Origin of the sequence: Actinopolyspora alba (assembly GCF_900112765.1) — a bacterium.
GTDB lineage: Bacteria > Actinomycetota > Actinomycetes > Mycobacteriales > Pseudonocardiaceae > Actinopolyspora > Actinopolyspora alba.
This window is the reverse complement of record NZ_FOMZ01000014.1, coordinates 76830-91076: the sequence shown is the minus strand read 5'-3', so window position 1 is coordinate 91076 and position 14247 is coordinate 76830. Positions and strand designations below refer to the sequence as shown.

Genomic DNA, 14247 nt, shown 5'->3' with positions numbered 1-14247 from the left:
GGTGGCACCGCTCGGTGTTCACCATCCGTGCACGGCGTGCCGTTCGGTGAGCGAGCTCGACTTCCAGTGCCTACCCTTCCCCCTAACCGCCCTGGTGGGAGGGAGTTCTCATGTCCGAGACATTCGTCGTGGTCGGTGGTGGCCTGGCAGGCGCGAAAACCGTGGAGGCGCTGCGGGAGCGGGAGTTCCCCGGCCGTATCGAGTTGATCTGTGAAGAGGAGGCACCGCCCTACGAGCGTCCGCCGCTCTCCAAGGACTACCTGGCGGGCAGGACCGAGGTGGCCGACTTCACCGTTCACCCCAGGGAGTGGTACGTCCGGAACGACGTCGAGCTGCGGCTGGGCACCCGGGCGACCGGGCTGCACCCCGGCAGTCACGAGGTCGAGCTGGCCGATTCCACCCGGTTGGGCTACGACAAGCTCGTGCTCGCCACCGGTTCCCGTCCGCGCAGGTTGCCGCTGCCCGGGGCTGATTCCCGCGGTGTGCACTGCCTGCGCAGACTGGGCGACGCCGATCGGCTCGCCACCGCGCTACGGCGTGTGGGGCGGCTGGTGATCGTGGGTGCGGGGTGGATCGGTCTGGAGGTGGCCGCCGTGGCCCGGGGTTACGGGGTGGAGGTTCACGTCGTCGAAGCGGCACGCCAGCCCCTGCTGGCCGCGCTCGGGCCGCGGATGGGTGAGTTCTTCGCCGACCTGCACCGCGAGCACGGCGTCACGCTGCACCTTTCCTCCCACGTCTCCGAGATCATGGCTCCGTCCGGCGTCACCGGAGTGCGGCTCACCGACGGATCCGAGCTGCCCGCCGATGCCGTGCTGCTCGCGGTGGGGGCCCGACCGGAACTCACCCTGGCCGAGACCGCCGGGCTGGACATCGACAACGGGGTGCTGGTCGACACCGGCCTGACCACCAGCGATCCGGACATTCTCGCGGTGGGTGACATCGCCGAGGTGCGGCATCCGGCGTTCGGCGGGCTCCGGGTGGAGCACTGGGCCAACGCGCTGAAACAACCCGCCGTGGCGGCGGCGACCATGTTGGGGCACTCGGCCTCCTACACCGAGCTGCCCTACTTCTTCACCGACCAGTACGACCTGGGTATGGAGTACCACGGTTTCGTGCCCGGTGACGTCGAGGAGCGGGTGGTGGTGCGTGGCTCACTGGCCGACCGGCGGTTCGTCGCCTGCTGGCTCGACAGCGCGGAACGGGTGCTCGCCGCCATGAACGTCAACGTCTTCGGGATGGCCGAATCGATCCGCGAGCTGATCCACTCCGGTGCCTCGGTGGTGCCCGAGCGACTGGCCGACACCACCTACCCGTTGCACGACGTCGACGCGCTGCGAAAACGCCCTGTCGGTAGTGCGTGACAGCCTCGGCAACGCGTGACACGGGTGCGGCGCGTGCCACGGGTTTCGCCCCGAGCAGCGCTCGCGTAGTGTTATTCGACTCGCGACCGCCCCCCGCCACCGGGCCGAACGGATAGGCTGCTGTTGTGACCACGAGATCCAGCTGGAAACCGAGTCTTGTCGCCCTCGACGTGGACGGCACGATGGTGGATCCCGAGACGCAGCTGCTGTCCGACCCGGTGCGTCGGGCGGTGCGGCGGGTCGCTTCCTCGGGGAGCCACCTGGTCATCGCCACCGGTCGCAGCATGCTCGGTACGTTGCCGGTGCTCGACGAGCTCGGCGTCACCGACGGGGTGGCGCTGTGCTCCAACGGGGCCGTCCGGGTCGATGTGGCCGCGCGGGAAGCCGTCTCGGTGGAGACCTTCGATCCGCGGCCCGTGCACACCCGGCTCTCCCCGCTGCTGCCCGGTTCGCTGTTCGCCGCCGAACGGGTCGGTGTCGGCAGCATGGTGACCGCCCCGTTCACGCCGGAGGAGCTGCACGGGCCGCAGTGGCACGTCGGGCCTGCCGAGCTGCTCGGGCATCCGGTGCCCCGCTTCATCGTGAACTGGGCGAACCGTGATCCGGCTGAGGTGTGGGGGCGTCTCGAAGGTGTCGAACTGCCCGGGTGCACCTACACGATCGACCACTACGACCCGTGGGTGACCGTCGTCCCCGCGGGGGTGAGCAAGGCGGCGGCCCTGGAGAAACTCCGGCTGGAGCTCGGGGTGTCCCCGGACGGCACCTTCGCGGCCGGGGACGGTGACAACGACCTCCAGATGCTGGAATGGGCACACCACTCGGTGGCGATGGGGCAGGCGCCCGCGACCGTGCGGCTCACTGCCGCCGAGGTGACGAGTCCGGTGACCGACGACGGACTGGTGCCCGCTCTCGAACGCTGGTTCAACTCCTACTGAGCGTGTCCCGTGCTTACTTCCGTGGCGGGTTCGTACCAGCGTTCTGCCTGCTCGGGTGAGCGATTTCACCCCTGAGAACGATCTCCGGGAAGGTGGTTCAGGGGAATCCGGGGACACTACGACCTGAAGTGGATTCGGTTCTATACCCCGGGTGGACGCGATGACGACCGCTCGTCGGGCAGGCTGGTAGGTGACATGAGGTCGGATCACATTTCCGGCCTGTCACCGGAATCCACAGGAGTGACGATGATCGAGGCTGTGGGCCTCACCAAACGCTACGGCTCCAAGCTGGCGGTCGACGATCTCTCGTTCACCGTCAAGCCCGGCAAGGTCACCGGGTTTCTCGGGCCGAACGGGGCGGGCAAGTCCACCACGATGCGCATGATGCTCGGTCTGGACCGACCCACGGCGGGCAAGGTCCTCATCGACGGCAAGCACTACACCGAGCTCAAGAACCCGCTGCGCACACTGGGGGCGTTGGTCGACGCCAAGTGGGTTCACCCGAACCGGTCCGCCTACGCGCACCTCAAGTGGATGGCCAGGTCCAACGGCATCCCCACCAAGCGGGTGGACGAGGTGCTCGACATCGTCGGGCTCTCGGAGGTGGCTCGACGTCGGGCGGGCGGCTTCTCGCTCGGAATGTCCCAGCGGCTCGGTATCGCCACCGCGCTGCTCGGCGACCCCAAGATCCTGATGTTCGACGAGCCGGTCAACGGGCTCGATCCGGAGGGCATCCACTGGATCAGGCGGTTCATGCAGCGCCTGGCGGCCGAGGGGCGCACCGTGCTGGTCTCCAGCCACCTGCTTTCCGAGATGGCCCAGACGGCCGAGGAACTGGTCGTCGTGGGACGCGGCAAGCTCATCGCGCAGTGCAGCACCCAGGAGTTCGTGGAGAGCTCCAGCAGCACCTCGGTGAAGGTCCGCAGCCCGCAGGCCGATCAGCTCGGCGAGGTCCTCACCTCGAACGGGTTCTCCGTCACCCGCGAGAACCAGCAGGAGCGGGACACCCTGCTGGTGCCCGACGGCGCGATCGAGCAGGTCGGTGAGCTGGCCGCCAAGTACGACTGCGTACTGCACGAACTCACCGCGCAGCGTGCTTCGCTCGAGGAGGCGTTCATGCAGATCACCGGGCAGGAAGTGGAGTTCAGCACCGGGAAGTCCGGTGAGGAGGCTTCCGGCTCCCCGGGCGAGGCGCCGGTCGCGGCGGAGAAGTGACCCCGCACGACCAGTAGGTATCGAACAGTAGATATCGAACGGGGGAGACACGGCAGTCCTTCGCGGTAGCCCCGCAGCGGGTGTCGAGGACGCTGCCCGTGGTTGTCCCGGTACTGGGGGAGCACGCGGTCCCGCCGCGTGGGACATCGACCCGGCCCCGACTTCTCGGGCCGCCCGAATCTCCCGGACACCCGGCGGAGTCGTGTTCGCACACCCCCGTTCGAAACGACAGACAGCCACGAGCATTCGGCGACGCCGCGCGGAGCGGCTTCGCCGGTCACGAGCATCGGGATATTCGAAATGACATTGCTGGCAATCGAACGCATGAAGCTGTTCACCACCCGTTCCCCGTGGTGGTGCATGTTCGCAGCCCTGCTGCTGACCGTAGGGCTCGGTGTGCTGTACGCGGCCACGGCGCCCGCGGAGTTCACTGTCGTCGGCGCCACCCAGTCGGGCGGCCAACTGGGCATGATGGTGTTCATGGTGCTGGCCGCGCTGGCCGTGACCACCGAGTACCGCTTCGGCACCATCCGGGCCACCTTCCAGGCCGTGCCGAACCGGACGGCGGTCATGCTGGCCAAGAGCACCGTGGTGGCGGCGCTGGCCTTCGTGATCGGTGAGATCGCGGCTTTCCTGGCCTGGGGCGTCAGCTACCTGATCACGGGCGGCGAGGCGCTCGTGCTGGACGCGGGCCACGAGTGGCGCAACGTGGCCGGACTCGGCCTGGTCTACGCCGGTGCCGCGCTGTACGCCCTCGCGGTGGGCATGCTGGTGCGGCAGAGCGCCGGGGCGATCTCGCTGGTGATCGTGTGGGCACTGCTGGTCGAGTCGTTGGTCGGGCTGCTGCCGAGGGTGGGCGACGACATCTTCGACTGGATGCCCTTCGCCGCGGCCAACCGGTTCCTGCAGGGCGGTGGTCCGCAGACGCCGATGACTTCCCAGATGCCCGAAGCGCCGATCGGACCGTGGGCCTCGTTGGTCTACTTCCTCGCCGTCGGGGTGGCGCTGCTGGTCGTCGCGCTGATCACGGTCCGCAAGCGCGACGCCTGAGGTCGTCGGCCGGTAACCGAATCCGGTTCGGTAGCGGCTGTGCGGTGCCGCACGTCGTTATCGAGCCCGGGGGAGATACTGCTCACCTCTACCGATAAGATCAAGAGAAATCGAACTTACCGCTGGTTGTGAGATCGAGCGGACCGCCGGGTGCCTCGTTGTGCGCTCCCGGGTGGTCACGCACAACCGGAAACCGACTGAACGGGCGCTCGGGGGTGCCTGTGGTCGGGACGGGGGAGGGCCAGGGCTGTCATTCGGGGGATGGCCCTGGCCCTGTATTTTTCGGGCCTCATCGATGTTTTCCGGTCGGCTTGTCGAGCCGCTCACTCGGTGGAAACTTCCGCCGGCTCTCGCTCCGGGCGGCCCGACATCGGGTAGGTAACGCACAACGTCGGGGGGCTCCTCGCGAGAGCGCGACACGGGAGAACCCGCGTGATCGGCGCGGTGTCCCATCGCGACGGAGCCGGTCGATGACGGCCCACAGTGGCCGTCGCGGTGATTGTGATCACATGATCCGTCTGTGTCGTTCAGTTCGGTCGAACGGCTGATTGCGCTGCGGGGTATGCGTTCTCGCTGGACGGTGTGAGGGGTCGCACATTCTCCGGAATGTTGCATAAACCCACCGTGTCTGTGGTAACCCGTAAGGTAAGAGGTGTAGCTCCGGATCCCAATGCTTCCGGAGCGCATCCCTGGGGGTAAGGCCGCGAGTCGCCTACCCGAATCCGCTCGCGGCTTACGCGGAGGAGGGTGAAGCAGTGGTTCTGTCGAGTGAGTTTTCGTCGCTCAATCAAAAATCCGCCGAGGTCGCGGAGGATGCCTGGAACACCGAAGTCGCAGGCAACACCGGAGTCGCAGGGGACACCGGAGTCACAGGGGACGCCGAAGCAGCCGGAGAGAACGAGGACGTACGACTGATTCCCATTCCCAGGTTGGAGTGGTCGCTGGCAACCGAGTCGAACCAGCCCGAGGGCGAGGCGGGGTCCCCTGAGTCGGTTCGTACCGGATGGGTGCACACCGCTCCGCAGGACCAGGTGCTGGATCTGTTCCGCAGACTCGGTGGACCCGAGGGGCGCCTTCCGGCGCCCTGGTGGCTGCACGCGTTGCACCGGGGCGAGATCGGCACCCGCGCCGAGGCGTTCCGGTTCGAGGACGACCTCCACGCGCTGTTGATCGCTCGTCCCGGCTGGGTGTTCGTGCCCTGGTCCACGGCGGGTGAGATCGGTTACTGGGAGTACGGTCCTTCCGATCGTCCGCCGATGTCGGTACCGACCACGGTCACGCTGACCGATCAGCATCCGGGATGGATCAACATCGTGCCCGCCCAGACGGACGGGTCGGCCACACCACGGGTGCCCGCACCGGGGGTCAGCGAGCTGGCCGCGATTCTGCCTCGAATCGAGTCGTGGTGATGTGGTCGTGGTGATCTGTCGGTAGTACTTCGCAGCGTGGCTCGGTTCGGTTGTCGGAGATGACTCTCCGGCGCCGAACGACCACCCGTGAGTACCGAACGACCCCCACGTGATCGCACCCCCGAGAGGGGCACCTCGTGGGTACCCCGACGGTGTCGAGGCTCTGACGAACCGGGGCCGAGCCCCGCTGTGGTGGCCTCTCCCGGCTCCGCGACCCGATTTGCGATACTGACTCGACGTGAGTGCTTCCGACCAGCAGATTCCACACCGCCGCACGGTCGTCAGTTACGTGCAGCGCGGCGAGCGGATGACGACCGGGCAGCAGCGTGCGTGGGATCGGTACTGGGACGAGTTCGGCCACGACATCTCCGAACTGCCCGAGGGACCGCTCGACACCACCGATTGGTTCGGTCGAGCCGCGCCGCTGGTGCTGGAGGTCGGTTCCGGCATGGGGGAGACGACGGCACAGCTGGCCGCGGCCCAGCCGGAGCACGACCACCTGGCCGTCGAGGTCTACAAGCCCGGGCTGGCCCAGTTGCTGGCACGTGCCGAGAACCTCGGCATCGACAATCTCCGGTTGCTGCGTGGTGACGCGACGGTACTGCTGCGGGAACACTTCTCGGCGGACACGTTGAGCGAGGTGCGCGTCTTCTTCCCGGACCCGTGGCCCAAGAAACGCCATCACAAGCGACGGCTGGTCCAACCCGGTTTCGTGGCGCTGGTCGCCTCGCGGTTACGTCCCGGTGGCGTGCTGCACCTGGCTACCGACTGGGAGAGCTACGCCGAGCAGATGATGGAGGTCTGCACGGCGGAACCGAGCCTGCGGAACCGCTGGGCGGACTTTCCGGGTGGATGGGCGCCTCGGCCGGAGTGGCGACCGGTGACCAAGTTCGAGAACCGCGCTCATTCCGAGGGGCGTGAAGTGCACGATCTGATCTTCGAGCGTGTCTGATCGAAGTTTTCCCGCCGGGTTGGTGGGTCGCTCGTTCAGCGGAACCAGGGCGGCAACGGGCTACGTCGATCGGCAGTACGGCAGGGTCGTTCGGCGGCACAGCAGGGTCTTTGGGCAACACGGCAGGAAAGTGACGGTGAGGGGGTAACCTCGGCACCTCGCTCGAGGTTGACCGGCGCGATCCCGTTTCGACAGTCGTGGCGACGGTAGGCGGTTCACCGAACCGGGCGTGTGAGCCCGAATGCGTACCTCGCACACCTGTACTCTTGGTCGTCTTCGACCGCGCCGGATGTGAAATCGACCTGTCGTTCGGCGGTCACAACCGATCACCGGTCAGCGTCCGTGGTGGAACACCTCCCAGATGTCGGGCAACGTCGCGCTGAGCGCCATCAGCACCAGTACAGCCAGTGCCAGCACCGTCCCGATGACGGATAACGTGGTGATCACTGTGTCGCTCCTTTCGTGTCGCCGGTCGTGCCCCGCACCGAACCCGTTCCGGTAGTGGGGGTGGGTCGGTGACGGCAGGTGAGCCGTCACGCGAGCCGTTGGGGACGACCGCCGATTACTGCCTTGCGTCACCGAGCGTGACTGTCGTTCGTCACGTGTTGTATCGGCCATGTGGTTATTTCCCGCCGACCGATCGGCCAAGGGGCACGGGCGCTCGTGCCGGTTAGGGTTCGGGTGTGCTGCCTTGGTCCGGTCGCTCATCCACCACTCGGCCCAGTCCCGAGCAGCCGGGACGGTGGTCGGTCCGAATCCTGTCGCGGCGCACGGTGGGTGCGCTTCGGGAGCAGTGGATCTTCGCGGCCCTGTTGCTGCTGACCTGGCTCGGCGAGCTGGCCCACACGTTGGATGCGGGTTTTCCGGAGCTGGGACGCATCCCGCTGATCACGGTGATGATGCTGCTCGCGCTGGCCGCGCGGTGGTATCCGGTCAGGTGCGGTCTGCTCGGCGCGTGCACGTTGTTGCTCGGGGTGGTGCTCTCCTGGGCCCCGGGGTTCGAACCGGGCCCCGGACTGCTCGCGCACGTCTCGATCACCGAGAACGTCGCGGGCCTGCTGCTCGTGGTCTACGCGTTCCGCGCCCTGCCCCGGGACAGGGCGGCCCTGGTGACCGCCGCTCTGGTGGGATCCTGCCTGGCAGCCTTGTTCCTGCGGGACGGTTCGTCGATGATCGTCCCGATGAGCAGGAGTCTGGAGCTCGGATTCCTGCAGCTGGCGCTCGCGGTGGGCACCGGCGTGTATCTGCGGGACAGCGGCGAACACCGGGTCGCCCGGACCCCGATCGTCGAACTGTTGCGTGAGCAGTGGCCGATCATCGCCGTGCTCTCCGTTCTGCTGTTCATGCAGGTGGCCGGGACCAACTTCGCCTTCATGACCTCCGGTTCCGTGATGCTGACGGTCAGCTCCGTGCTCATGTCGGTGCTCGCGGTGTTCGCCCCGCTCCGTCCGGTGCAGGCAGCGCTGTTCGGGGCGTTGACCGTCGTGCTCACCACGGTGCTGGGCTGGCTGTTCGACGTGGTGGGTCTGCAGATCGTCATAACCGGATTCCCCGGCGTGGGTGCGCTCCCGGCGTCGGTCGTCGCCGCCGGGATGCTGCTCGTGGCCTTCGCGGTCCGGTTGGCCTCCTCACGGGAGGCCACCGTGGCCACCGGTGCCCTCACGGTCTCGGGCGTGTTCGGTGCGGTTCTCACCCCCTGGACGGAGTACAGTGAGCCGCTTTCCCAATTACTGGGCCTGCTGTTCCTGGGGGCCGTTCTGCTGGTGCTGGCGGTCGGCATCGGGATGTACTTCCGCGCCCGCGACGAGGATCGGGCCCGCGCGGTTCGTGCGGCGGTGAAGGGGGCGCAGCAGGACGAGCGGATGGCCTTGGCCCGTGAACTGCACGACGTGGTCGCGCATCACGTCACCGGGATAGTGGTGCAGGCACAGGCCGCTCTCAAGGTCGCCGAGAAGAACCCGAGAGCCGCGGGCGAGGCGTTGGAGCGGATCTCGTCCAGCGGTACCGAGGCCCTCACGGCCATGCGACGGCTCGTCGGCAGCATGCGCGACACCGAGAACGACTCGTTCTCCGCGCTGGAGACGGAGCCCACCGCCGATCTGGAAGCCGACCTGCGGAAGCTGGTCGAGCACAGCACGCGCGACGCTTCGGGGAAGCGAATCGAGCTGGACGTGCGGTTGACGAGGGACGTGCCGCAGGAGGTGGGACGTTCGGCGCTGCGACTCGTCCAGGAGGCGATCACCAACGCCGAGAAGCACGCTCTCGACGCCGACCTCGTCACGATTTCGGTCAACACCGCGAACGAGCAGCTGCTGGTCGAGATCACCGATGACGGAACAGTTCCCAGCGGGCAGCCGCCGGGCGGTTCCGGTGGATACGGTTTGGTCGGTATGCGGGAGCGAATCGAACTGCTCGGTGGTCGGTTGAGCGCGGGACCGGGTCGGGGTCGCGGCTGGCGAGTCGAGGCTCGGCTGCCGTTGACGGATACGGAGGAAAAGCGGGCATGATCCGGGTACTGATCGCCGACGACCAGGAAATGGTCCGAGCCGGATTCCGGATGATCCTGGACAGCGAGGACGACATCCGGGTGGTCGGTGACGCGGGCAACGGTCACGAAGCCGTTCGGCTCGCACGTGAACTGCGCCCGGACGTCTGCCTGATGGACATCCGGATGCCGGGCATCGACGGTCTGGAGGCCACCGGCCTGCTCGCGGGCGAGGCGACCGACGACCCCATCAGGGTCGTCGTGGTGACGACCTTCGACCTCGACGAGTACGTCGCCACCGCGCTCAACAACGGTGCCAGCGGTTTCCTGCTCAAGGACGCCGGGCCGGCACTGCTGGTGGAGGCGGTGCACGCCGCCGCACGCGGTGACGCCCTGGTCTCGCCGCAGATCACCGTGCGGTTGCTCAGGCACTTCCACGAGTCCGGCTCGCACCGTGACCGCGCGGAGGACAGGCCCCGGGAGGAGCTGACCGGCAGGGAACACGACGTGGTCCGCGCGGTGGCCCGCGGACTGACCAACACCGAGGTGAGTGCCGAGCTCTACATGTCGCTGTCCACCGTGAAGTCCCACCTTGCCTCGGTGCAGGGCAAGATCGGAGCGCGCAACCGGGTGGAGATCGCGGCCTGGGCGTGGCGCACTGGGCTGATGAACGGCTGACCGGGCTCGCGTTCCGGCCACGGCCGGGGAGTGGGGCGGGGAGTGGGGCCGAATCCGGCTCGTCACGGTGTTCCCGGTCCGCCATGGGAGTGGCGGCGGGGATCGTACGGGAAGTGTGCGAGCACCGGCCGTTCGGCGGACCGTTTCTGGCCGAACTGCCGAGGTGAACGCCCCGAACGGCGCGCATGCTGGAGTCATGACGCGACACGTGCAACCCCGAGCCCTGCTGCGATCCCGAGCCCTGCTGCGTCCGCTGGCTCCGCTGCGATCACTGGTCCCGTCGCGACCGCGAGACCAGTCCCGCGAAGGCGGGAGCCCACCGCTGCCGCGACGTTCCGCCGGGAAGGAGCCCACCTCCGGAGCGCGGGTCCGTGAGTTCTCGGTCGCCGCGCGAAGACTCCGTGAGGGACTGATCTGTGCGGCACTGTCGTGCGGCATGCTCGCCGCTGGGCTGGTGATGTTTCACCAGGCTCCAATCGCTGGAAGCTCCGGCCTTCAGGCCGGAGAGGAAAGCGATCCCGAGTGCTGTTGGGTGACCACGCACCCACATGCTTACTCATGATCGCTAGTTGTGTAAAATGATCGGTATGCGGACGGCGTACAAGTGCCGGGCCTACCCGGACTCGGACCAGGCGGCCCAGTTGGGTCGCACGTTCGGGTGCGTACGCCTCGTGTGGAACAAGACCCTCGACCAGCGGCACCGCGCCTACCACACCGAGGGCACGAAAACGTCCTACACCGAGACCGACGCCGCCCTGTCGCGGTGGAAGAAGACTGAGGACCTGGGGTTCCTGTCCGAGGTCTCCAGCGTGCCGCTGCAACAGACCCTGCGGCATCAGCACACCGCATTCGCGAACTTCTTCGCCGGACGCGCCAAGTACCCGAGGTTCAAAAACCGCAACGGCAAACAGTCGGCGCACTACACCCGCTCCGCGTTCGCACTCCGCGACGGGCACCTGACGCTGGCCAAGCAGTCGGCGCCGCTGAACTTCGTGTGGTCCTGGGATGACGACACCCTCGCGAACCTCAACCCGACGATGGTGGTGGTCTCTCGCGAGCAGGACGGGCGCTGGTACGTGACGTTCGCCGTCGACACCGACGATCCCGAACCTGCCGCGCGCACGGGCGAGGCCCTCGGCGTCGACCTGGGCGTGAAGGACTTCGCGACGCTGTCCACTGGCGAGACCGTCGCCAACCCGAAGTATCTGGACCGCAAGGAACGCACCCTCGCCCGCTACCAACGACAGATGGCCCGCACACAGAAAGGTTCCGCGAACCGGCGCAAAGCCAAGCGCAAGGTGGCGCGGGCGCACCGGAAGGTCCGTCACGCCCGCGCCGATTTCCTGCACCGCACCACCACGAACCTCGTGCGACGTGCCGATGTCATCGCGATCGAAGACCTCAACGTGTCCGGCATGACCAGCAGCGCGAAGGGCACCACCGAGCGGCCGGGCCGCAACGTCCGCGCGAAAGCCGGGCTCAACCGCGCCGTCATGGACGCCGCGCTGGGCGAGTTCCGGCGCCAGCTGGAATACAAGACCACCCGCGCGGGCAAGACCCTGGCCGTCGTGGACCGGTGGTACCCGTCGTCCAAGACGTGCTCCGCGTGCGGACACCTGCTGCCGAGCTTGACACTCTCCACGCGGGCATGGACGTGCCCCGACTGCGGCACCCGGCACGACCGGGACCACAACGCCGCGAAGAACATCCTTGCCGCTGGTCGAGCGGTAGCCGGGCCATAGTCCGGCGAAGCCTGTGGAGCCGGTGTGAGTCCGCAAGGGTCTCCTCCCTTCGGCAGTCGGCTGTGAAGCAGGAACTATCGGGCGCGAGCCCGATGGGAATCCCCGCCCCCCAGGGCAGGGAGGAAGTCAAGAATCGCACCACAGTACTTCTCGACGAAGCTACGGCGGAGAGCGGGGAATGATCGAACCGGACAGCTATCTCCGGGAATTCTCATCCGCTGCTCGCGAGCTACGTGTCAAGGGGAAGAGAATCGGAGAGTTGGTTGCCGAGATCGAGACCCATATCGAGGACACGGCTGAGGATCCACGTGAAACATTCGGGGATCCGCGGAAGTATGCTGTAATGTGCTCTTCCGATGAACGCCTGATTCCACTGCCTTCCTATGGGCGCTGTTTCGGCTCTTTTCTCGGCTTTCTGCTGGGTGTTTTCCTCGTGTTGGGAGCGCTCCATCGTGCCGTTGGCGGAAGTGTTCTCCAGCTCGGCTGGGCCTTTCTTCTTCCGGTGGGGGCTTGTGTGATCAGCGCATCGCTGCTGGCTCTTGCGTATCGTCGAGACCCTCGCGGTGCGCCGTTGATCTTTCCCGCACTGTTGGCTGTAGCCACGATACTGCAGCCGCATTACTCCTGGGGCACGGGATTCGCGGTTCCGTTTCCTGTGGCCGCTTCGGTGGGATTGGTACTCATTGTGGGCAGTATGGTTGTATTTCTGCTGGGGCTGCCTCGATCCGGTCCGATCATCGATCCCGGCGGTGACGACCGAACCTCGCTCGGTCGTCCCGTGCTCGCTACGGTGCTCGGAAACACCGTTATCGGTGGATTTCTCGTCGCCTTCGCGCTGTTCAACAGTTGGATGGCTTTTTGACCGCGTGGGACAACGTTCGTGACGAAGGTGGTGTGCGATCCGGAGCCGGGGCCGTCAACTCGATCGGCCTGCGTGCCGGGCAGCTTCCGGCCCGTAGTTCGCCGGTTGGACAATGCGGTCATGCCGATCGCTCGACGCCTGCGCGCCCCGCTGATGCTTCCCTGCGACGAGACCTGTTCGGTCTCGCGCGACGCTGTCGTGGATATCGACGAGCAGGGCAGGCTGGGCTATTGCGGTCCGCGTGTCTCGGCTCCCGAACCGGACCCGAACACCGTGGTGCAGGACTGTCCCGGGCTGTTGCTGCCGGGAATGGTCAACTCCCACGCGCACACGCCCATGACCCTGTTGCGGGGCATCGGAGGTGAGCTGCCGCTGCTCCGCTGGTTGCGGGAAGCGGTCTGGCCGGCCGAGTCCCGACTGCGGGCCTCGGACATCAGGGACGGCATGCGGCTCGGCAGCCTGGAGATGCTCAGCGCGGGAGTGACCACCAGCGCGGAGATGTACTTCGCGCCGGAAGCCGTCGCCGAGGCGGTGCTCGAAGTGGGGTCGCGCGCGGTGATCGCCTCCGCCGTGATCGACACTCCTGATCTCGGTGACCTGGGTGGTTGGCAGGGCATGATGGACGGGGTCAGCCGCTGGATCGACAGTGACGGGCTGCGCTTCGGTCCGGGCGAGCGCGTGGAGCTCGCCTACGGTCCGCACTCCGCCTACACCCTCCCACCGGAGGCCCTGCGGCTGATCGGCGAACAGGCACGCGAACGCGGCGCGCTGGTGCACACCCACGTGGCCGAAGCCGCAGACGAGGACGTCGAACAGCGACGTGCCCACGGTTCCGTGCCGCGCATGCTCGCCGAGCTCGGGGTGCTGGATGGGCGTTTCCTGGCCGCCCACGGGGTGCATCTCGACGACACCGACATCGCCACCCTCGCCGAGCACGGCGCGGGCGTGGCCCACTGCCCCGGTTCCAACGCGAAACTCGCCTCCGGCACGGCCCGGTTCGTCGATCTGCTGCGGGCCGGGGTCCCGGTCGGGCTCGGCACCGACGGCCCGTCCAGCAACGACGACGTCGATCTCCGGGAGGAGGTCCAGCTCGCCGGTATGCTCGCCCGGCTGCGGGAGGGCGATGCCAACGCGGTCGGTGCGGCGGACCTGCTGCTCGCCGCCACCAGGGGCGGTGCCCAGGCCCTGCACCGTACCGACATCGGGGTGCTGGAACGCGGCCGTTGGGCCGATGTCGTCCAGCTGGACCTGGACACCCCGGCTTTCGTGCGCGGTGCCGACACCACGGACGAACGCATCCTGTCCAATCTGGTGTGGGCGGCGGGAGCCGACCGCGTGCGCGATGTCTGGGTGGCCGGTGAGCACGTGCTGCGTGCTGGGGAACCCACTCGGGTGGAACGGGACTCGGTGTTGCAGTCCGCACGTGCGGCGGCACGTCGAATCGAGAGCTGAGCACACCCGGTTGACTCCCGCCCGGATGCGGCGCTTCACAGCGCTGATCTTCGGTTCCGTCGTGCCGGTACTCGCCACCGGCCGAATCCGCCGGGCACTCGGGCCG

At 67.5% G+C, this 14247-nt stretch carries 10 protein-coding genes and 1 pseudogene; all 11 read left to right on the top strand.

Annotated features, from left to right (window positions below; all coding sequences use genetic code 11):
* Window positions 1-110 precede the first annotated feature (110 nt).
* Window positions 111-1361 (top strand): NAD(P)/FAD-dependent oxidoreductase, encoded by a 1251-nt coding sequence (locus BM150_RS19480; RefSeq protein WP_092928756.1) that lies wholly within the window; start codon window positions 111-113, stop codon window positions 1359-1361.
* 125 nt (window positions 1362-1486) lie between these two features.
* On the top strand, window positions 1487-2296 hold the full coding sequence (locus BM150_RS19475; protein ID WP_092928755.1) for an HAD family hydrolase: 810 nt from the start codon (window positions 1487-1489) through the stop codon (window positions 2294-2296).
* Between the two features lie 246 nt (window positions 2297-2542).
* Window positions 2543-3511, top strand: coding sequence for an ABC transporter ATP-binding protein (locus tag BM150_RS19470; protein ID WP_092928863.1), 969 nt, complete (start codon window positions 2543-2545; stop codon window positions 3509-3511).
* Between the two features lie 300 nt (window positions 3512-3811).
* On the top strand, window positions 3812-4561 hold the full coding sequence (locus BM150_RS19465) for a hypothetical protein (protein ID WP_092928754.1): 750 nt from the start codon (window positions 3812-3814) through the stop codon (window positions 4559-4561).
* A 755-nt stretch (window positions 4562-5316) separates the two neighbouring features.
* The gene (locus BM150_RS19460) at window positions 5317-5970 is read left to right on the top strand and encodes a hypothetical protein (protein ID WP_245755615.1); all 654 of its coding nucleotides are present in this window, start codon (window positions 5317-5319) and stop codon (window positions 5968-5970) included.
* A 238-nt stretch (window positions 5971-6208) separates the two neighbouring features.
* A complete protein-coding gene (gene trmB / locus BM150_RS19455; protein ID WP_092928753.1) occupies window positions 6209-6922 on the top strand; it encodes a tRNA (guanosine(46)-N7)-methyltransferase TrmB in 714 nt (237 codons plus the stop codon).
* A 683-nt stretch (window positions 6923-7605) separates the two neighbouring features.
* Window positions 7606-9429 carry a histidine kinase gene (locus BM150_RS19450; RefSeq protein WP_217641762.1) on the top strand — a complete coding sequence of 608 codons (1824 nt, stop codon included), beginning with the start codon at window positions 7606-7608 and terminating at the stop codon, window positions 9427-9429.
* Window positions 9426-10085 carry a response regulator gene (locus BM150_RS19445; RefSeq protein ID WP_092928752.1) on the top strand — a complete coding sequence of 220 codons (660 nt, stop codon included), beginning with the start codon at window positions 9426-9428 and terminating at the stop codon, window positions 10083-10085. The genes BM150_RS19450 and BM150_RS19445 overlap by 4 nt, the downstream gene beginning before the upstream one ends.
* A 587-nt stretch (window positions 10086-10672) precedes the next feature.
* Window positions 10673-12009, top strand: a pseudogene (locus BM150_RS19440) (RNA-guided endonuclease InsQ/TnpB family protein).
* Window positions 12006-12689 (top strand): HAAS signaling domain-containing protein, encoded by a 684-nt coding sequence (locus BM150_RS23850; RefSeq protein WP_139219590.1) that lies wholly within the window; start codon window positions 12006-12008, stop codon window positions 12687-12689. The pseudogene BM150_RS19440 and the gene BM150_RS23850 overlap by 4 nt, the downstream one beginning before the upstream one ends.
* A gap of 120 nt (window positions 12690-12809) precedes the next feature.
* The gene (locus BM150_RS19430; protein WP_175496919.1) at window positions 12810-14141 is read left to right on the top strand and encodes an amidohydrolase family protein; all 1332 of its coding nucleotides are present in this window, start codon (window positions 12810-12812) and stop codon (window positions 14139-14141) included.
* The last annotated feature ends 106 nt before the right edge of the window (window positions 14142-14247 follow it).